This is a genomic window from Mesorhizobium sp. M0037 (assembly GCF_040323635.1).
GTDB lineage: Bacteria > Pseudomonadota > Alphaproteobacteria > Rhizobiales > Rhizobiaceae > Mesorhizobium.
On sequence record NZ_JAMYVB010000001.1, the window covers coordinates 736,925 to 755,290 of the forward strand.

At 62.5% G+C, this 18,366-nt stretch carries 19 protein-coding genes; 17 read left to right on the top strand and 2 right to left on the bottom strand.

Features of this window, described 5'->3' with window-relative positions:
* The first annotated feature begins 58 nt into the window (after positions 1-58).
* The 4 genes from NKJ78_RS03865 (at position 59) to tsf (ending at position 2,592) form a co-directional block, all read left to right on the top strand.
* Positions 59-391 (top strand): LysE family translocator, encoded by a 333-nt coding sequence (locus tag NKJ78_RS03865; RefSeq protein ID WP_280790901.1) that lies wholly within the window; start codon positions 59-61, stop codon positions 389-391.
* Positions 337-597: a LysE family transporter gene (locus NKJ78_RS03870; RefSeq protein WP_280790902.1), complete on the top strand. Its 261-nt coding sequence runs from the start codon at positions 337-339 to the stop codon at positions 595-597. The genes NKJ78_RS03865 and NKJ78_RS03870 overlap by 55 nt, the downstream gene beginning before the upstream one ends.
* 177 nt (positions 598-774) lie before the next feature.
* Entirely contained in the window at positions 775-1,563 is a 789-nt protein-coding gene (rpsB, locus tag NKJ78_RS03875; protein ID WP_023671022.1) for a 30S ribosomal protein S2, read from the top strand.
* A 108-nt stretch (positions 1,564-1,671) separates the two neighbouring features.
* Positions 1,672-2,592, top strand: a complete 921-nt coding sequence (tsf, locus tag NKJ78_RS03880) for a translation elongation factor Ts (RefSeq protein WP_023684688.1) — start codon at positions 1,672-1,674, stop codon at positions 2,590-2,592.
* Positions 2,593-2,625: 33 nt separating this feature from the next.
* Here tsf and NKJ78_RS03885 read toward each other — a convergent pair whose 3' ends face one another.
* Positions 2,626-3,552, bottom strand: coding sequence for a LysR family transcriptional regulator (locus NKJ78_RS03885; protein ID WP_023671024.1), 927 nt, complete (start codon positions 3,550-3,552; stop codon positions 2,626-2,628).
* A 99-nt stretch (positions 3,553-3,651) separates the two neighbouring features.
* Here NKJ78_RS03885 and NKJ78_RS03890 point away from each other — a divergent pair, with 99 nt between their 5' ends.
* The 13 genes from NKJ78_RS03890 (at position 3,652) to lpxB (ending at position 16,757) form a co-directional block, all read left to right on the top strand.
* Positions 3,652-4,179 (top strand): nuclear transport factor 2 family protein, encoded by a 528-nt coding sequence (locus NKJ78_RS03890; protein ID WP_023671025.1) that lies wholly within the window; start codon positions 3,652-3,654, stop codon positions 4,177-4,179.
* Between the two features lie 34 nt (positions 4,180-4,213).
* Positions 4,214-5,323, top strand: coding sequence for an aldo/keto reductase (locus NKJ78_RS03895; RefSeq protein WP_023745113.1), 1,110 nt, complete (start codon positions 4,214-4,216; stop codon positions 5,321-5,323).
* Between the two features lie 150 nt (positions 5,324-5,473).
* Complete coding sequence (pyrH, locus tag NKJ78_RS03900) at positions 5,474-6,196, top strand: UMP kinase (protein WP_023671026.1); 723 nt, start codon at positions 5,474-5,476, stop codon at positions 6,194-6,196.
* 99 nt (positions 6,197-6,295) lie between these two features.
* Positions 6,296-6,850 (top strand): ribosome recycling factor, encoded by a 555-nt coding sequence (gene frr / locus NKJ78_RS03905; RefSeq protein WP_023671027.1) that lies wholly within the window; start codon positions 6,296-6,298, stop codon positions 6,848-6,850.
* A 31-nt stretch (positions 6,851-6,881) separates the two neighbouring features.
* A complete protein-coding gene (locus NKJ78_RS03910) occupies positions 6,882-7,604 on the top strand; it encodes an isoprenyl transferase (RefSeq protein WP_023748403.1) in 723 nt (240 codons plus the stop codon).
* Between the two features lie 11 nt (positions 7,605-7,615).
* Positions 7,616-8,431 carry a phosphatidate cytidylyltransferase gene (locus tag NKJ78_RS03915; protein WP_352459339.1) on the top strand — a complete coding sequence of 272 codons (816 nt, stop codon included), beginning with the start codon at positions 7,616-7,618 and terminating at the stop codon, positions 8,429-8,431.
* Between the two features lie 103 nt (positions 8,432-8,534).
* Positions 8,535-9,677, top strand: coding sequence for an RIP metalloprotease RseP (rseP, locus tag NKJ78_RS03920; protein ID WP_023688578.1), 1,143 nt, complete (start codon positions 8,535-8,537; stop codon positions 9,675-9,677).
* Between the two features lie 217 nt (positions 9,678-9,894).
* Positions 9,895-12,261, top strand: a complete 2,367-nt coding sequence (gene bamA / locus NKJ78_RS03925) for an outer membrane protein assembly factor BamA (protein WP_352459338.1) — start codon at positions 9,895-9,897, stop codon at positions 12,259-12,261.
* Positions 12,262-12,338: 77 nt separating this feature from the next.
* Positions 12,339-13,397, top strand: coding sequence for a UDP-3-O-(3-hydroxymyristoyl)glucosamine N-acyltransferase (gene lpxD, locus NKJ78_RS03930; protein WP_023684695.1), 1,059 nt, complete (start codon positions 12,339-12,341; stop codon positions 13,395-13,397).
* Position 13,398: 1 nt separating this feature from the next.
* A complete protein-coding gene (fabZ, locus tag NKJ78_RS03935) occupies positions 13,399-13,851 on the top strand; it encodes a 3-hydroxyacyl-ACP dehydratase FabZ (RefSeq protein ID WP_352459337.1) in 453 nt (150 codons plus the stop codon).
* Between the two features lie 15 nt (positions 13,852-13,866).
* Complete coding sequence (lpxA, locus tag NKJ78_RS03940) at positions 13,867-14,700, top strand: acyl-ACP--UDP-N-acetylglucosamine O-acyltransferase (protein WP_352459336.1); 834 nt, start codon at positions 13,867-13,869, stop codon at positions 14,698-14,700.
* The gene (locus tag NKJ78_RS03945) at positions 14,687-15,589 is read left to right on the top strand and encodes an LpxI family protein (RefSeq protein ID WP_023824869.1); all 903 of its coding nucleotides are present in this window, start codon (positions 14,687-14,689) and stop codon (positions 15,587-15,589) included. The genes lpxA and NKJ78_RS03945 overlap by 14 nt, the downstream gene beginning before the upstream one ends.
* Positions 15,579-16,757 (top strand): lipid-A-disaccharide synthase, encoded by a 1,179-nt coding sequence (gene lpxB, locus NKJ78_RS03950; RefSeq protein WP_352459335.1) that lies wholly within the window; start codon positions 15,579-15,581, stop codon positions 16,755-16,757. Before NKJ78_RS03945 ends, lpxB begins: the two co-directional genes overlap by 11 nt.
* Before the next feature lie 129 nt (positions 16,758-16,886).
* Here the strand turns inward: lpxB and gltA are convergent, their stop codons facing one another.
* A complete protein-coding gene (gene gltA / locus NKJ78_RS03955; protein WP_023671037.1) occupies positions 16,887-18,218 on the bottom strand; it encodes a citrate synthase in 1,332 nt (443 codons plus the stop codon).
* Positions 18,219-18,366: the final 148 nt, after the last annotated feature.

Genomic DNA, 18,366 nt, shown 5'->3' on the forward strand with positions numbered 1-18,366 from the left:
ATTCCTGGCTTATTGCCTTGCCATCACACTTGCCGCCGCCACGCCGGGACGACCGGCGATGTTCACGGTGATCACCAACGGCGTGGCACGCGGCTTCCTGCGTGCGTTCGTCGCCGGAATGGGCATTGCCGCCGGTGATGCCGTGCTGGTCACCTTGGCACTGCTCGGGCTGGTGGCGCTGGCCCAGACCTTCGAATGGGTGTTTCTCCTGTTGAAATACGCCGGTGCGGCCTACCTGATTTTCCTCGGCATCAAGATGTGGCGGGCCGCGGCCGCGCAATCGGCCGCGCAAGGAATCCCCCAAACCGGATTGTCGCGTTCCTGCTTGGCGCCTCCGTGGCGCTCGGCAACCCGAAGGCGATCCTGTTCCACGCCTCGATCATGCCGCTGATCCTCAACCTCGACACCATGACGTTTGCCGACGGCCTGCTGGTGGTGGCAGTCGTCGTCGGCGCCAATATTCTCACCATGGGCATCTACGCCGCGCTGGCGGGCAGGGCATCCGGCTGGTTCAGGACGCCCGGACGCATGCGGCTGATGAACCGGTTCGCCGGCAGCGCCATGATCGGGACCGGAGCGCTGATTGCCGCGCGCTGAGCGATGAAGCACCTCACCGCTTGCGTTTGCAGCGCTTCCCCTCTATATGCGCGCTCATTCCACACACGGACTTTGGTGTCTGCCCGGGAGAAATCCGGCTGAAACCTCCGGTGGCGTTCGAGGACAAAGTCCAAAAATGCCTGTGTCCGTGGAGGCTAACCGGAAAAGGAACTAAGAATGGCACTGCCTGATTTCAGCATGCGCCAGCTTTTGGAAGCTGGCATTCACTTCGGCCACCAGACCCACCGCTGGAACCCGAAGATGGCGCCTTACATCTACGGCGCCCGCAACAACATCCACATCATCGACCTGTCGCAGACGGTGCCTTTGCTGCACCAGGCTCTGAAGCAGGTTTCCGACACCGTTGCCAAGGGCGGTCGCGTGCTGTTCGTCGGCACCAAGCGCCAGGCTTCGGATATCGTCGCTGACGCGGCGCAGCGTTCGGCCCAGTATTATGTCAATTCGCGTTGGCTCGGCGGCATGCTGACCAACTGGAAGACGATCTCGAATTCGATCCAGCGCCTGCGCAAGCTCGACGAGATGCTGGCCGGTGAGGCCCAGGGCCTGACCAAGAAGGAACGCCTGAACCTCGACCGCGAGCGCGAGAAGCTCGACAAGGCGCTCGGCGGTATCAAGGACATGGGCTCGACCCCCGACCTGATGTTCGTCATCGACACCAACAAGGAAGCGATCGCCATTCTCGAGGCCAAGCGCCTCGGCATTCCGGTCGTTGCCATCATCGATTCGAACTGCGATCCGGACAAGATCGACTTCCCGATCCCCGGTAATGACGACGCGGCGCGCGCCATCCAGCTCTATTGCGACCTGATCGCCAAGGCTGCCATCGACGGCATCGCCCGCCAGCAGGGCGCGCTCGGCGTCGACATCGGCGCCTCGGTCGAAGCTCCGGTCGAACCGGCGCTTGATCCGGCTCCGGCCCCGGCTGCGGACGCTCCGGAAGCTTGACAATCGAAGGTCGGTTGCGGCCTTCATCATTCTCATATTTGGCACGCTAGACGGACGCATCACCGAGTACCGGTGGTGCGTCGGTGCATTTAAAACAAAGAGGCGACAATGAGCATTTCGGCTGCACAGGTCAAAGAACTCCGCGACTTGACCGGCGCGGGCATGATGGACTGCAAGGCGGCGTTGACCGAGACCAACGGCAACATCGAAGAGGCCGTCGACTGGCTGCGCAAGAAGGGCATTTCCAAGGCCGACAAGAAGGCTGGCCGTACTGCCGCCGAAGGCCTGATCGGCGTCGACTCCGGCGTCCGCGAGGCCGCCATCGTCGAGGTTAACTCCGAGACCGATTTCGTGGCCCGCAACGAGCAGTTCCAGGAGATCGTTCGCAATGTCGCCAAGGTCGCGCTTGCTTATGGCACGACGGAGGCTGTCTCTGCCGCAAAGTATCCTGGTTCGGACAAGTCGGTCACTGACACCATCAAGGACGCCGTTGGCACCATTGGCGAGAACATGAGCTTCCGCCGTTCGGCCAAGCTCACCGTCCCGCACGGTGCTGTCGCAACCTACGTGCACAATGCGGTTGCCGATGGTCTTGGCAAGCTCGGCGTTCTGGTCGCGATCGAGACCACGGGCAATGAGCATGCCGCCAACGCCTTTGGCCGCCAGGTCGCCATGCATGTCGCCGCCACCAACCCGCTGGCTTTGACCGCCGAGCAGATCGATCCGGCAGCGGTCGAGCGCGAGAAGGCGATCTTCGCCGACCAGGCGCGCCAGTCCGGCAAGCCGGAAGCGATCATCGAAAAGATGGTCGAAGGCCGCCTGCGCAAGTTCTACGAGGAAGTCGTGCTCCTCAAGCAGGCCTTCGTGCTCAATCCCGACATCACTGTCGAGCAGGCGCTGAAGGATGCCGAGAAGGACATCGGCGCTCCGGCCAAGATCTCCGCCTATCTGCGCTTTGCGCTGGGCGAAGGCATCGAAAAGGAAGAGACCGATTTCGCGGCGGAAGTCGCGGCGGCGGTGAAGAAGTAGTTTTAAAAATAGCCCCGAAAAGGGCTTCTCAGCTCAGGCAACTCGGCCGGGCGTCCGCAAGGATGCTCGGCCAATTTCTTGTGCGGTGTCGATGAAGGCCCTGAGCTTTGGCGCCATCGACGCCCTGCGCGGGAAGTAGAGGAAGAGGCCGGGCTCCTCGATCGCCGTTTGCGGCAGGATCTGAACGAGGCGGCCGGCGGCCAATTCCGCGCGCACCAGCGGCTCGAACACATAGGTCAGCCCGACGCCGGCAAGCGCAAGGTCGATCGCGGCCAGCGAATCGGTGACGATGACCGTACCCTTCGTCTCGGCCACGACATCCTTGCCGTCCTCAGTCAGGTCCCAGCGATAGAGTGCGCCGGAGCGCACAAGCCGGTAGCCGATGCAATTGTGGTCCGAAAGATCCGCCACACCGCGCGGACGGCCATGCCGGCCGACATAGGCGGGGGAGGCGACGATCACGGCGTTGAATGGCGGCGTCAGCCGGACCGTGACCATGTCCTGTGCGATCATCTCGCCCAGCCGGATGCCGGCATCAAAACCCTCGCCGACAATGTCCACCAGCCCCTGGTCGGTGAGCAATTCGATGGTCACATCAGGATAGCGTTCAGCCATCGCGGCGGCCACGGGAGTGACGGCAAGTGGAACGGCGATGTTGGGAACGTTCAACCTGAGCAAGCCGGAGGGCCGGCCCTTGATGGCTCGGATGCGGTCCATCCGGTCGGCGATATCCTGGAGGGCAGGGGCTGCTGTGTCCACCAGCGCCTTGCCGGCTTCCGTCAGCGAGACGCTGCGCGTGGTGCGCGCAAACAGCGGCTGGCCGATCCGCTCCTCCACGAGGCGCACCGCATGGCTGACGGCGGATGGGGACATGCCCAGTTCGGCCGCAGCTAGCGCAAAGCCGCCGCGTCGGGCAACGGCGACGATGACAGGCAAATGACTGAGCAGATCCCGGTCCATTCATGCATGATATCGCATAGTCCTTGCGAACACTTCAATCTTCTCGATGCCGACAGGCTGACCCATATTGCCATCACCGATGCACAAAGGAGAAGAGAGATGGATGCCTTGAAACACGCTACCTTCGCCGCAGGCCTTGCCCTAGCGCCGGTCGATGCCGGCGGCGCCGAGCCGTCCGGTTGGCGCGCGCTCGCCGACGAACGCGCCGTCATCCGCATCGCCGATGCCATCGACCGTGCCGTCGATGCGCAGGACTGGAAGCTTGCCCGCTCCTATTTCGCCGACCGTGTCACCGTCGACTTCAGCAGCCTGTCAGGACAGCCTGCCGCCACCATCCCCTCCGACAATCTGATCGGTACCTGGGCCGGCAACCTCAGGGGCAGCAAGACCAGCCTGCATCTGCGCACCAATCACCAGGTGATCTTTGAGGCGGACGCGGCGACCGTCTCTTCGAACGGCTATGCCTGGAACCGGATGGAAGGCAATGGCGACCCGCTGTGGGAAGTCTGGGGCACCTACGAGCACCATCTGGTTCGCTCCGGGACCGGCTGGAAAGTCGACGGCTTCGTTTTCCGCGCCACGCATGAGCGCGGCAATCCCTGGGTCAAGATGACGCCTGGCCAGTGAGCCGGCGTCAAGAAATCAGGATAGGAAAAACACCATGACCATGAGCTATTACACACTGGGCAACAGCGGCCTGCGCGTCAGCCGGCTGGCACTGGGCACCATGACCTTTGGCACCGAATGGGGCTGGGGCGCGGACAGGGAAACCGCGCGCGCCATGGCCGACGCCTATGTCGAGGCCGGCGGCAATTTCTTCGACACCGCCGACCTCTACACCGGCGGCACAGCCGAAACCTGGCTCGGCGAATTCATCGCCGAGCGAGGCTTGCGCGACAGAGCGGTGATCGCCACGAAATTCACCTTCAACGCGGAGCCCGGCAATCCGAACGCCGGTGGCAATGGCCGCAAGAACATCTTGCGCGCCGTGGACGCCTCGCTGAAGCGGTTGGGCACTGACTATATCGACCTCTACCTCCTCCATGTCTGGGACGGGCTGACGCCGGCCGAGGAGGTCATGCGCACGATGGATGATCTCGTGCGTGCGGGCAAAATTCGCCATGTCGGCCTGTCCGATGTGCCGGCCTGGTATGCTGCCCGCGCGCAGACGATCGCCGAGTGGCGCGGCTACGAGCCGGTGTCGGCCCTGCAGCTTGAATATTCGCTGGCGGAGCGTTCGATCGAAAATGAGTTCGTGCCCTTCGGCACCCGCCATGGCGCAGGAATCATGGTGTGGAGCCCGCTGGCTAGCGGGCTGCTCAGCGGCAAGTACCGGCCGACGCAGGAAGGCCATGCCGGCCGGCTCGACGGCTTTCGCAACACCACTCATCCGGGGTTCCAGAAGTTCACCGAGCGCAACTGGGCGATCGTGGCGGAGCTCGAAAAAGTTGCCGCCGAACTCGGACGCAGCATGGCGCAGGTCGCGCTCAACTGGGTGGCAACGCAACCGGGCATCGCCACCGTGATTCTTGGCGCCACCAAGCTGGCGCAGTTGCAGGACAATCTGGCGGCGTTGGATTTCACTTTACCCGCCGAGCTTCGCGCGCGGCTGGATACGGTCAGCAAGACACCGCCGCCATTCCCGTACGCCTATTTCGGTTCCGACATACAAGCCCGGGTTACCGGCGGCGCCGTGACCGGCGACAAGCCGTTGGGTTATGCGCCGCCGCTGCTGGTCGAGGGCGACGCCGTCAGCATCACCAGCAACTGACGGGCCGCGACGGGAAGGCGCAATTGGGCGAGGGGCGCCGCCGGTGCACCCGGCGGCCGTGGGGTATCGGTACGGGGGCTCGCGCCCCCGGCGGCGCCCGCGCGAGGGGGGGCTGCCCAGGCTGCCACACGCAACAATGACGAGGTCCAGATGACGGCAAAGCCCCTCTATCGACGTGTCCTGCTGAAAGCGTCGGGCGAAGCGTTGATGGGCGAGCAGCATTTCGGCATCGATGTCTCGGTGGTCGACCGAATCGCCGCCGACATCGCCGAAGCCCGCGCACTTGGCATCGAGGTCGGCGTCGTCATTGGCGGCGGCAATATCTTTCGCGGCGTGGCGGTGGCATCCAAGGGCGGCGACCGCGTCACCGGCGACCACATGGGCATGCTGGCCACCGTCATCAACTCGCTGGCGCTGCGCACCTCGCTGAACAAGATCGGCGTCGATGCCGTCGTGCTGTCGGCCATCGCCATGCCCGAACTTTGCGAGAGTTTTTCCCAGCGCCAGGCCACCGCCTATATGAACCAGGGCAAGGTCGTCATTTTCGCCGGCGGCACCGGCAATCCGTTCTTCACCACCGATTCGGCCGCGGCCTTGCGCGCCGCCGAGATCGGCGCCGACGCGTTGTTCAAGGGCACCCAGGTCGACGGCGTCTATTCGGCCGATCCCAAGAAGGATCCGAATGCGACCCGCTTCGAGCGCATCAGCCATGCCGAAGTCATCAACAAGGGCCTTTCGATCATGGATACCGCCGCAATTGCACTTGCGCGCGAAAACAACATCCCGATAATCGTCTATTCGATCCACGAAAAAGGTGGTTTCGGCGATATTCTGCGGGGCGGCGGCCGTTGCACGATCGTCGCCGACGAGTAATCCGGAGTATACTCTCCTAAAAAGGGATCAGTTTTCGAAAGAGGGTCCGTTATAGGCCCTAAGCAGTGAACCCGGATCAAACGGGTCGAGGAGACTAAGATGAGTGGTGAGTTCGACGACCTCAAGCGGCGCATGGATGGCGCGATCGCCGCCTTCAAGCACGATCTGGCTTCGCTGCGCACCGGCCGTGCCTCCAGCAATCTGCTCGACGCCATCCAGGTCCAGGCCTACGGCACCACCATGCCCATCAACCAGGTAGCGAACGTGTCGGTGCCGGAGCCGCGCATGATTTCGGTTTCGGTCTGGGACAAGTCGATGGTCGGCGCGGTCGATCGTGCCATCAGAGAATCCAATCTCGGCTTTAATCCGATCGTCGACGGCACCAATCTCAGGATTCCGCTGCCCGAGCTCAACGAGCAGCGCCGCAAGGAACTGGTCAAGATCTCGCATGGCTACGCCGAGAACGCCCGCGTTGCGGTGCGCCATGTCCGTCGCGACGGCATGGACTTCTTGAAGAAGGCGGAAAAGGACGGCGATATCAGCGAGGACGATCAGCGCAAGCGCTCCGATCAGGTCCAGAAGCTGACTGACGAAACGATCAGCACCATCGATCACCTGCTTTCCGATAAGGAAGCTGAAATCATGCAGGTTTAGGGTCGGCCCACACCGGCCCGAAAGCGAGACAATGGCAACGCCCGCGCATGTCGCGATCATCATGGATGGAAACGGACGCTGGGCCAAGGCGCGCGGCATGCCGCGGCTTGCCGGCCATCGCGCCGGCGTCGAAGCGCTGCGCAAGACGGTGCGCGCCGCGCCCGGTCTCGGCATTTCCTTCCTGACCGTCTACGCCTTTTCATCGGAAAACTGGTCGCGGCCCAAGGCCGAAGTCAGCGACCTGATGGGGCTTTTGAAGCTGTTCATCCGCCGCGATCTGGCCGAACTGCACCAGAACGGCGTGCGCGTCAGGATCATCGGTGACAGGGCGGGGCTGCAGCCGGACATCAGGGGCCTGCTCGAAGAGGCCGAATCGCTGACTGCGCGCAATGAATCGCTGACCTTGGTCATCGCCTTCAACTATGGCGGGCGCGACGAGATCGTGCGCACGGCACGCAAGCTCGCAGCCGCAGTGGCGCGCGGCGAGATCGACGCAGAGGCGATCACGGCAGACACTTTTGCCGGCGCCCTGGACACCGCAGGCATTCCCGATCCGGAGCTGGTCATCCGCACCAGTGGCGAGCTTCGGCTGTCGAACTTCCTTCTGTGGCAGGCAGCCTACAGCGAACTGGTTTTTCTGCCTTGCTACTGGCCTGACTTCAGCCGCGAACACCTGGCCGACGCATTGCGCGATTTTGCTGGCCGCGAGCGCCGTTTTGGCGGGCTTGCCGCTCAAGATGTCGCTGCCTCGTGATCGGCGGCGGGATGAACAATCTTCAGCTTCGCATCGTCTCGGCGCTGGTGCTGGCCGCAATAGCGCTTGGCCTGACCTGGTTGGGAGGGCTGTGGTTCCGCCTGCTTTGCGCCGGGATATCGGCGGTCATCTTCTATGAATGGGCGCGCATGTCGCGCCCCTTGGCCGGTGCGACCCTCGGCTTCATTCCCGAAGCGCTGCTTCTGGTTTTCGTCGTCGCCCTGGTTGCAGGCGTGCCGGCATCGTGGCTTCTGTCTCTTGTCCTGGCCATGGTTGTGGTCGCTGCTGTCGGCGCCCGTATGCGTGGAGCGGCGCAATGGGATGCAGCCGGTCTTGCCTACGCGGCTTTGTCCGGCTTATCGCTGGCGCTGCTGCGCGGCGGCGACCATCCCGGCCTGCTCGCAATCTTGTTTCTGTTCGCCGTGGTCTGGGCGACCGACATCTTTGCCTATTTCGTCGGCCGCTCCGTCGGTGGGCCCAAGCTCGCGCCATCGATATCCCCCGGCAAGACGCAGAGCGGCGCACTTGGCGGCGCTGTCGGCGGCGTGGCCGCCGGCGTGCTTCTGGCTGCCGCCGCCGGGGCCGGCAATCTTGGCGTCCTCGCCTTGGTTGCGCTGGTGCTGTCGATTGTTGCCCAGGCTGGCGATCTCTTCGAATCCTGGGTCAAGCGCCGCCACGGCCGCAAGGATTCAAGCGCGTTGATACCCGGGCATGGCGGTGTCATGGACAGGGTGGACGGGCTTGTCGCGGCGGCTTTTGCCCTATACGTGATCGGCTGGATTTCGGCGGGCGCCGATCATCCGGCGCAGGGGCTGTTTCCGGCTTGAGTGATATTTCACGGCGAAGAAATGGCGCACGCCACGGATTCGCCTGGATTGATGTCACAGTCGCGGCGACACCTTTCGCCGCGGGTGAATTTGAGGGCATGACTTGAACGAAATTCTTCACGCGTTTTTCAGCACGGAAGGCTTTGTCCTCGGCACGCTGGTGCCGTTTCTGTTCGTGCTGACCGTGGTCGTCTTCATTCACGAAATGGGCCATTACCTGGTCGGCCGCTGGTGCGGCATTGGCGTGAAGGCCTTTTCGATCGGCTTCGGCCCCGAACTTCTCGGCTTCAACGACAGCCACGGCACGCGCTGGAAGCTCTGCGCCATACCGCTCGGCGGTTATGTCAAATTCGTCGGCGACATGAGCGCCACGTCGAGCCAGCCGAGTTCGGAAGATCTGGAAACGCTGACTGACGCTGAACGCAAGGTCGCCTTCCACACGCAACCCATCTGGAAACGCGCCGCCACGGTGGTGGCCGGACCGCTGTTCAACTTCCTTTTGACCATTGCCGTCTTTGCCGTGCTGTTTTCCCTCTACGGCCGCCCTGTGTTTGAGCCGATGGTGGCGGCGGTCACCGCCGGCAGTCCAGCCGAAAGGGCCGGCATTTTGCCAGGCGACCGATTCGTCGCCGTCGACGGCAGCAAGGTTGAGACCTTCGCCGACGTCCAACGCCTGGTCTCAGGCCGCGGCGGCGACGCCATCACCTTCACCATGTTGCGCGACGGCAAGGAGGTCACCGTCGTCGCGACGCCGGAGCCGATGGAGCAGCTGGACGCACTGGGCAACAAGGTCAAGGTGGCCGTCATCGGCGTCGTCAACAACAAGGATGTCGGCCAGCCCAGGCTGATCACCTACAGCCCTGTCGGAGCAGTCGGCGCCGCGGTCGAGGAGACGGGGCACGTCATTCAGCGCACCGGCCAGTTCCTGCAGCGATTCGTTGTCGGCCGCGAAGACAAATGCCAGCTGGGCGGCCCGATCAAGATCGCCAAGATGTCGGGGCAGGCGGCAAAGCTGGGCTTCCTATGGCTGGTGCAACTCGTCGCCGGGCTGTCGGTCGGGATCGGAATTCTGAACCTTTTGCCGATTCCCCCCCTCGACGGCGGCCACCTCCTGTTCTACGCACTCGAAGCCGTTTTCCGGCGTCCGGTATCGGAGCGGATGATGGAAATGGGATACCGGGCCGGCCTATTTCTGGTGCTGGGATTTATGGGCTTCGTCTTCTGGAACGATCTGTTTGGGTGCTGAAATCATGAAGAAATTTGGCTTCAGCACCGGCAATGTTGAGACGCCGTTTACCATGCACGGGGGTATGCGTGACGCGAAAGCCACGCATCAGGGTTAAGTAATTACAAATTAACCAGAAGCCTTGCGTGTAGGGAAAATCCGGTTAATACGGTAGGAGAAATTACCGCACGTCCGGTTTTCTCGCCGTGGGGACTTCGAGAAAAGGTACAAAAGCCCGATGAAGGCAGCATCCAAATTTTTGAGCGCCGCGTCCGCGGTGGCTATGTCCGCCGCTCTGGTTGTACCAGGTGCGCTCGCCGTGCAGTTCGTTGCCACATCTGCGGCGCAGGCAGCCGTTGTCTCGAGAGTCGAGGTCAGCGGCAACCAGCGTGTCGACGCCGACACCATCCGCAACTACATCACGATCAAGCCGGGCAAGGCGTTTTCCAGCGCCGATATCGACGATGCGGTCAAGGCGCTGTTCGGCACCGGGCTGTTCTCGGACGTGCAGATCAATCAGGTCGGTTCGACGCTGGTGGTCAAGGTTGCCGAATATCAGGTCGTCAACCAGGTTCTGTTCCAGGGCAACAAGAAGCTCAAGGACAATGCGCTGGCAGTCGCCGTGCAGTTGAAGCCGCGCGGGACGTTCTCGCAGGCAACGCTGGACTCCGATGTCGAGGCGGTGAAGGCTGCCTACAGGCGGATTGGCCGCGATGACGCCACTGTCACGACGCAGATCATGGATCTCGGCGACAACCGGGTGAACGTGGTCTTCAACATCAACGAAGGCGGCCGCACCAAGATCGCCGCCGTCAATTTCGTCGGCAACAGCGCCTATTCGAGCCGCCGCCTGTCCGACGTCATCGCCACCAAGCGCTCGAGCTTCCTGTCCTTCGTGCTGCGTGACGACGTCTATGACGAGGACAAGCTGCGCGCCGACCAGGAATCGCTGCGCCGCTTCTATTACAATCACGGCTATGCCGACTTCCAGGTGGTCTCAGCTGTCGGCGAGCTCGACGACACGACCAACCAGTACACCGTTACCATCACCGTCCAGGAAGGCGACCGCTATACGTTCGGCGACGTCAGCGTCGAGAGCACCATTCCCGAAGTCGACTCGAAGGCGCTGGAATCGGTGGTTCAGACGCACAAGGGCGACGTCTACAACGCCAAGGATGTCGAGGACACCATCATCGCGCTGACCGAGAAGGTGGCGGGTTCTGGTTATGCCTTCGCCCAGGTGACGCCGCGCGGCGACCGTAACTTCGAGAATCACACCATTTCGGTCGTCTACACGATCGACCAGGGCACCAAGGCCTATGTCGAGCGCATCGAAATCCGCGGCAACGACCGCACGCGCGACTATGTCATTCGGCGCGAATTCGATGTCAGCGAAGGCGACGCCTTCAACCAGGTTCTCATTCAGCGCGCGAAGAAGCGGCTGGAAGCGCTGGATTATTTTGAGAAAGTCGACATTTCGACTGTTCCGGGTTCCGAGCCTGACCAGGTCGTGCTTGTGGTCGACGTGGTCGAGAAGTCGACTGGTGAGTTCTCGATCGGCGCCGGTTATTCGACCGGTGGCGAGACTGCCGGTCCGTCCGTCGAGGGATCGGTTGCGGAGCGCAACTTCCTCGGTCGCGGCCAGTACATCAAGGTCTCGGCCGGCGGCGGCAAGAATTCGCGCGACTACAGCCTGTCCTTCACCGAGCCCTATTTCCTCGGGCGCCGTATCGCCGCCGGTTTCGATATCTTCCAGCAGACGCGAAATTATTCGGACTACGACAGCGAGACGCTGGGTGCGACGGTTCGCTTCGGCCTGCCGATCACCGATAATATCTCGACGCAGCTAGCGTACAATATCGCGCAGGAAAAGTATAAATATGATGATGACTGCTTGACCAGCGGCACCTATGATCCCTCGAAATGCGACGTTTCTGCCGCAATTCGAGAGGGTATTGATGAAAGCCCTTGGATCAAATCGTCCGTCAGTCTCGGCTTGGTCTACAACACCATAGACGACATGAAGAGCCCGCATGAAGGCATCTACGCCACCACGACTGTGGAAGTGGCCGGCCTTGGTGGCGATGCCAAATTCGTCAAGGTTACCGGTCGCGGCACCGTCTACCAGACTCTATCAGAACAGTTGGATCTGGTCGGCCTGATCTCCGGCGGTGCTGGCCATATCGCGGGCTATGGCGATAATGGACTGCGTATCTTCGATCAGTTCAAGAGCAGCGACCGCATGATCCGCGGCTTCGAGTATGGTGGCATTGGCCCTGTGGATATTGCAACAGGTGACCACCTCGGCGGCACCACCTATTTCAATGCTTCGGCGGAAGCTCAGTTCCCGATACCGGTCATTCCGGAAAGCTTTGGCGTGCGTGGCGCTGTGTTTGCTGATGCCGCCACACTGTACGGCAGCAAGATTGATACTCCTGGCGTCACTCAGGCCTCGGTTGATATGAAGTTGCGCGCGTCGGTTGGTGTCGGCTTGTTGTGGTCATCGCCCTTCGGCCCGATCCGCATCGACTACGCGATGCCCGTCAAGAAGGAAAAGACCGACGACGTGCAGGAATTCAACTTCGGCATGTCGAGCCGCTTCTGATCTTGCGGTAACGATGCTTCCGGGCCGTTGGGGTCCGGAAGAGAATTGATCCGACCTAGCTGGATATTGCTTCTGGAATGACCGATCCGGTGTTCTTCGCGCCATCACGCCGGTATACGGCTGGCGAAGTCGCGAATCTGACCGGCGCATCGCTTGTCGATTCCGATTTTGCCCACATATCGATCGATGCGTTGGCGCCAGCCAATGAAGGCGGCGAGGGTGCGCTCGTCTTCGTCGACGGCAAGCGCAATTTCGCGCTGATGCAGTCGCTGAAGGCGGCGGCCGTGTTTTGTCCCGCCGAGTTCGCGGGCAAGGCGCCGGCCGGCATCGCGGTTCTGGTTCATCCGCGCCCGCAGCAGGCCTTCGCCATGATCGGCCGGCTGCTGTTCCCGACGGCGGCTACGCCGGGACCGATGACCAGCGAAACCGGGGTCTCGCCGCAAGCTCATGTCGATGCCTCGGCGCATATCGAGGCCGGGGCGATCATCGAGGCCGGAGCGGTCATCGGCCCCCGCGCTTCCATCGGCAGCGGAACGGTCATTGCCCCCCACGCCGTTATCGGCCCCTCCTGCCAGATCGGCCGTGACGGCTACATTGGGCCGGGTGTCAGTGTTCAGTATGCGCTGATCGGCAACCGCGTCATCATTCATGGCGGCGCCAGGATAGGCCAGGACGGCTTCGGCTTTGTCGGCGGCGCCAAAGGCCCTGAGCGTGTGCCGCAGGTCGGCCGCGTCATCATCCAGGACGATGTCGAAATCGGCTCGAACACGACCGTCGATCGCGGCGCCATGTCGGATACGGTCATCGGTCAGGGCACCAAGATCGACAATCTGGTGCAGATCGCCCATAACGTTCGCATCGGCCGCAATTGCATTATTGCCGGGCTCTCTGGTATTTCCGGCTCCGTCACTGTCGGCGACGGTGTCACCATGGGCGGCGGCGTTGGCCTTGCCGATCATTTGACCATCGGATCAGGGGCCAAGCTTGCTGCAAGAAGCGGGTTCATGAGCAACGTGCCGGCGGGCGAGATCTGGGGAGGCTATCCGGCGCAGCCGATGGCGGAAGCCATGCGCGAGATCGCCATGCTGAGGAAGCTCGCCAGGACGCGCAAGCAGGGCGAAGGGGGAAGTAGCTGAGATGGTGCCGGCGACGCTCGAAGCGGTCGATATATTGGGTTTGATGAAGCTTTTGCCGCATCGCTATCCCTTCCTGATGATCGATCGCATCATCGAAATCGACGGCAATGATTCTGCCATCGGCATCAAGAACGTGACCATCAATGAGCCGCATTTCCAGGGCCATTTCCCGGATCAGCCGGTGATGCCGGGCGTGCTCATCGTCGAGGCCATGGCGCAGACCGCCGGCGCGATCTGCATCCGTAACCTCAACACGGAAAAGCCGTCGCTGGTCTATTTCCTGACCATCGATAATGCGAAATTCCGCAAACCGGTCGTCCCGGGCGACCAGTTGAAAATCCACGTCAAGAAAATCAAGATGCGCGGCAACCTGCTCAAATTCGCCTGCGAGGCCATGGTGGAGGGCACAAAGGCCGCCGAAGCCGAGATCGCGGCAATGATGGTTACCGGCTGACGGTTCGAAATGCTCATGAAAATACAGACTTCAATCCACCCCTCGGCCGTCATCGAGGCCGGCGCTCAGATCGGCGAAGGCGCCGCAATAGGACCTTTCTGCTATGTCGGCGCTGACGCCGTGATCGGTGACCGCGTCGAACTGGTCAGCCATGTCTCGGTGCTGGGCGCGACAACCATTGGCGCCGCGACCAAGGTCTATCCAATGGCGACACTGGGCGGACCGCCGCAGAACACCAAGCACAAGGGCGGCCGCACCACTTTGGTCATCGGCCAGAACTGCACGATCCGCGAAGGCGTGACCATGCATCTCGGCACCGATTCCAGCCGCGGCGAGACGACCGTCGGCGACAACGGCAATTTCCTTGCCTATGCCCACATTGCCCATGATTGCGTCGTCGGTAAAAACGCCACCTTCGCCAATGGCGCGACCCTGGGCGGCCATTGCGAGGTCGGTGACAGCGTCTATATTGGCGGCCTCAGCGCCGTTCATCAGTTCGTGCGTGTTGGTGACAACGCCTTTCTCGGCGGCTGCTCGGCTTTTGTCGGCGATGTCATTCCCTACGCCATTGCGGTGGGCAATCGCGCCAGCCTGCGTGGACTCAACATCATCGGCCTGAAGCGCGCCGGGTTGCCGCGCGCCGAAATCTACCTGCTGCGCAAGGCTTACAAGACCATCTTCGACCGCTCCCGCACTGTCGGCGAGAACATCGAATTCGCCAAGGCCGAGTTTGAGTCGTCGCCGACGGCCATGAAAATCATCGATTTCATCACCAGTCGCGGCAAGCGGCATTTTGCCGTCCCGTCGCTTAAGGGTGGCGACGGCGACGATGCCGATGACGAAGGCTGAGGCCACTTCAACGGGCCTCGATCTTGCGCCGGACGCCAGGGTCGGCATCATTGCCGGCGGCGGTAGCTTGCCGGTCGAAGTTGCCGCCGGCCTGGCGGAGGCCGGACATCCGCCCGTCATCATCCTGGTCGAAGGTCAGGCCGACCGTCAGTCCGACCTCACAATCTATGAGCATGAAAGCCTTGCGCTGGAAGACATCGGCTCGCTGGTTGCGTTGCTGAGGCGCCGGCGGATCACCCATCTTGTGCTTGCCGGCGAGATCAGGCGCAGGCCGCGGTTGGTCGACATGCGTCCGAACCTTGGGCTACTGGCACTTATACCCTCGCTCGCCATGGCGCTTGCCCGCGGCGATGACGGGCTGTTGAAGATATTGACCCGCGGCCTGGAGGCACGGGGCGTCAAGGTTGTCGGTGCGCATGAAGTCGTGCCCCGGCTCGTCGCGGCCGAAGGGCCGCTGACCAAAGCAGTGCCGCGAAAGTCCGACTGGCGCGATATCGAGGCGGCACACGCGGCGGCAAAGGCCATCGGCGCGCTCGACATTGGTCAGGCGGCAATTGCCATCGGTGGCCGCACTGTTGCCCTGGAAGGCGTCGAGGGCACCCACGGACTGCTCGAGCGGACGCAGCAGTTGCGCGGCCATGGCAGGCTGGCCGGCAAGACGCGCGGTGTCCTGGTCAAATGCGCCAAGCCTGGCCAGGAATTGCGTGCCGATCTGCCATCTATTGGCCCCCAGACCGTCGAGGCGGCGCATGCCGCGGGGCTCGCCGGCATTGCCGTCGAAGCCGGCCGTTCGCTCATCCTCGAAGGCCCCGCCGTTCTCGCGCGCGCCAATGCGCTCGGCCTGTTCGTGTTCGGCCTGCCGGCTGCGGAGTCTGTCCATGGCAGCTGAGAAGCCGCTGAAGATTGCCATCGTCGCCGGCGAAGAATCCGGCGACCTGCTGGGCGCCGACATCGTGCAGGCGCTGAAGCGCATGACCGGGCGCGAGGTGCAACTCGTCGGCACTGGCGGGCGGCATCTGCAGGCGCTCGGACTGGCGCCGCTGTTCGACGGCGCCGAGATCGCGCTGATGGGGCTCAGCGCCATCCTGCGTGACTTGCCGCGCCTGATGCGGCGGATCAGCCAGACCGCAAGTGCTGTCGCCGCCGAAAAACCCGACTGTCTGATCACCATCGACAGCCCCGATTTCTCGCTGCGCGTCGCCAAAAAGATCCGCGCCGCCGATCCGTCGATCCCGATCGTCCATTATGTCTGCCCGAGCGTCTGGGCGTGGCGGCCGGGTAGGGCGGCAGCGATGAAGCCCTATGTCGACCACATACTGTGCATCCTGCCTTTCGAGGTAAAGGAGCTCAGCCGTCTCGGCGGCCCGCCTGGCACTTACGTCGGACATCGCCTCACGCATGATCCAGGCGTGCAGGGCGCGGCCAGGGCGCAAGCCCAGCCGCGCGGTCTCTCGGCCGATCGCGTCAAGACGCTGCTCGTCCTGCCGGGGTCGCGGCGCGGCGAGGTCAGCCGGCTTATCGGTCCGTTCGGCGAGACGGTGTCGGCGCTGCGCGCGCGCGGCCACCGGCTGCGGCTGTTGCTGCCGACGGTGCCGCACGTCGCCGAACTGGTCAAGACATCGGTGGCGCGCTGGGACCAGGAGCCGGAAATCATCCTCGATCCCGAGCGCAAATGGCAGGCCTTCGGCAAGGCCGATGCGGCGCTGATTGCGTCTGGAACGGTGTCACTGGAACTGGCGTTGTCGGGTGTACCGATGATCTCTTGCTACAAGTTCGATCCGATCATGCTGATGGCGCAGAGCCTGATCACGGTGTGGAGCGCTGCTTTGCCCAACCTTATTGCCGACCGGCCGGTCGTGCCGGAAAGCTACAACCAGTATGTGCGGCCGCACTATCTGGCGCGGCAGCTCGAGGCACTGTTCTCAGACACCGCCTACCGCGCTTGGCAAAAGGACGGCTTTGGCGAGGTTGCCAGACGCATGGCCACCGACAGGCCCTCCGGCGACATCGCCGCCGATGTCGTTCTTCGCCACATCGGGAGAGCGAATAGGCCTTAGTGAATGGTGAATAGTGAATAGTGAATAGTGAATAGTGAATAGTGAATAGGATTAACGCGCTCTCGCCTATAATCAAGCTGCTACTTACTACCTGCTATTCACTACTTACCATTCACCATTCACTCTCTTTCACCTTTTCGCAATCGGCACGTAGTCGCGTTCCGGCGCGCCGGTGTAGAGCTGGCGCGGACGGCCGATCTTCTGGTGGGGATCCTCGATCATTTCCTTCCACTGCGCGATCCAGCCGACGGTGCGCGCGACCGCGAACAGCACGGTGAACATGGTGGTGGGGAAGCCCAGCGCCTTCAGCGTGATGCCGGAATAGAAATCGACGTTCGGATAGAGCTTCTTCTCGATGAAGTAGGAATCCGTCAGCGCGATCTTTTCCAGCTCCATGGCGATGTCGAGCAGCGGATCGTCCTTGATGCCGAGTTCGCCGAGCACCTCATGCGCCGTCTTCTGCATGATCTTCGCGCGAGGATCGTAGTTCTTGTATACGCGGTGGCCGAAGCCCATCAGCCGGAACGGATCGTTCTTGTCCTTGGCGCGGGCGATGAATTCCGGGATGTGGTCGACATGGCCGATCTCGCCCAGCATGTTGAGCGCGGCCTCGTTGGCGCCGCCATGCGCCGGGCCCCACAGGCAGGCGATGCCGGCGGCGATGCAGGCGAACGGATTGGCGCCCGACGAGCCTGCAAGCCGCACGGTCGAGGTCGAGGCGTTCTGTTCGTGGTCGGCATGCAGAATGAAGATGCGCTCCATGGCGCGCGCCAGCACCGGATTGATCTTGTATTCCTCGCACGGCACCGCAAAGCACATATGCAGGAAGTTGGCGGCGAAGTTCAGCTCGTTCTTCGGGTAAATGAAGGGCTGGCCGATATGGTATTTGTAGGCCATGGCCGCAATCGTCGGCATCTTGGCGATCAGCCGCATCGAGGCGACCATGCGCTGATACGGATCCGAAATGTCGGTGGAGTCGTGATAGAAGGCCGACAGCGCGCCGACCACGCCGCACATCACAGCCATCGGATGCGCGTCGCGGCGAAAGCCGGTGAAGAAGCGCGACATCTGCTCGTGCACCATGGTGTGGCGCGTTACCCGGTAGTCGAAATCGTCCTTCTGCGCCTTGGTCGGCAGTTCGCCGTAGAGCAGGAGGTAGCAGACTTCGAGGAAGTCGCCATGCTCGGCCAGCTGGTCGATGGGATAGCCGCGGTGAAGCAGGATGCCGGCATCGCCGTCGATGAAGGTTATCGCCGACTCGCAGCTCGCCGTCGAAGTGAAGCCGGGATCGTAGGTGAAGGCGCCGGTGGTGTTGTAGAGCGCACCGATGTCGATGACGTCGGGCCCGACCGACCCGCTTCGCACCTTGAATTCATGCGTCTTGCCGGCCAGTTCGAGCGTGGCAGTCGACGGGTGCGTCGTCTTGCTGCCGGTTTCCAGTCTTGTCGCAGCTTCGCTCATTCTCAAACTCCTTCATGTTCCTCATGCCGGCAAGGCAATTCCTGCAAACGACACGTCGAAATCACCGGAATGCGCGAACTCGCCACCGCATTTTGGGAGGTGCGTGCCTGATTGGGCCAAGGCCTAATGTTGCACTGCGAAACCCGCC

What these genes read in the sequence shown, in the direction of transcription:
- NKJ78_RS03865 (WP_280790901.1), top strand. Translation starts at nt 59, where the DNA reads ATGTTCACGGTGATCACCAACGGCGTGGCACGCGGCTTCCTGCGTGCG.
- rpsB (WP_023671022.1), top strand. Translation starts at nt 775, where the DNA reads ATGGCACTGCCTGATTTCAGCATGCGCCAGCTTTTGGAAGCTGGCATT.
- tsf (WP_023684688.1), top strand. Translation starts at nt 1,672, where the DNA reads ATGAGCATTTCGGCTGCACAGGTCAAAGAACTCCGCGACTTGACCGGC.
- NKJ78_RS03885 (WP_023671024.1), bottom strand. Translation starts at nt 3,552, where the DNA reads ATGGACCGGGATCTGCTCAGTCATTTGCCTGTCATCGTCGCCGTTGCC.
- NKJ78_RS03890 (WP_023671025.1), top strand. Translation starts at nt 3,652, where the DNA reads ATGGATGCCTTGAAACACGCTACCTTCGCCGCAGGCCTTGCCCTAGCG.
- NKJ78_RS03895 (WP_023745113.1), top strand. Translation starts at nt 4,214, where the DNA reads ATGACCATGAGCTATTACACACTGGGCAACAGCGGCCTGCGCGTCAGC.
- pyrH (WP_023671026.1), top strand. Translation starts at nt 5,474, where the DNA reads ATGACGGCAAAGCCCCTCTATCGACGTGTCCTGCTGAAAGCGTCGGGC.
- frr (WP_023671027.1), top strand. Translation starts at nt 6,296, where the DNA reads ATGAGTGGTGAGTTCGACGACCTCAAGCGGCGCATGGATGGCGCGATC.
- NKJ78_RS03910 (WP_023748403.1), top strand. Translation starts at nt 6,882, where the DNA reads ATGGCAACGCCCGCGCATGTCGCGATCATCATGGATGGAAACGGACGC.
- NKJ78_RS03915 (WP_352459339.1), top strand. Translation starts at nt 7,616, where the DNA reads ATGAACAATCTTCAGCTTCGCATCGTCTCGGCGCTGGTGCTGGCCGCA.
- bamA (WP_352459338.1), top strand. Translation starts at nt 9,895, where the DNA reads ATGAAGGCAGCATCCAAATTTTTGAGCGCCGCGTCCGCGGTGGCTATG.
- lpxD (WP_023684695.1), top strand. Translation starts at nt 12,339, where the DNA reads ATGACCGATCCGGTGTTCTTCGCGCCATCACGCCGGTATACGGCTGGC.
- fabZ (WP_352459337.1), top strand. Translation starts at nt 13,399, where the DNA reads ATGGTGCCGGCGACGCTCGAAGCGGTCGATATATTGGGTTTGATGAAG.
- lpxA (WP_352459336.1), top strand. Translation starts at nt 13,867, where the DNA reads ATGAAAATACAGACTTCAATCCACCCCTCGGCCGTCATCGAGGCCGGC.
- NKJ78_RS03945 (WP_023824869.1), top strand. Translation starts at nt 14,687, where the DNA reads ATGACGAAGGCTGAGGCCACTTCAACGGGCCTCGATCTTGCGCCGGAC.
- lpxB (WP_352459335.1), top strand. Translation starts at nt 15,579, where the DNA reads ATGGCAGCTGAGAAGCCGCTGAAGATTGCCATCGTCGCCGGCGAAGAA.
- gltA (WP_023671037.1), bottom strand. Translation starts at nt 18,218, where the DNA reads ATGAGCGAAGCTGCGACAAGACTGGAAACCGGCAGCAAGACGACGCAC.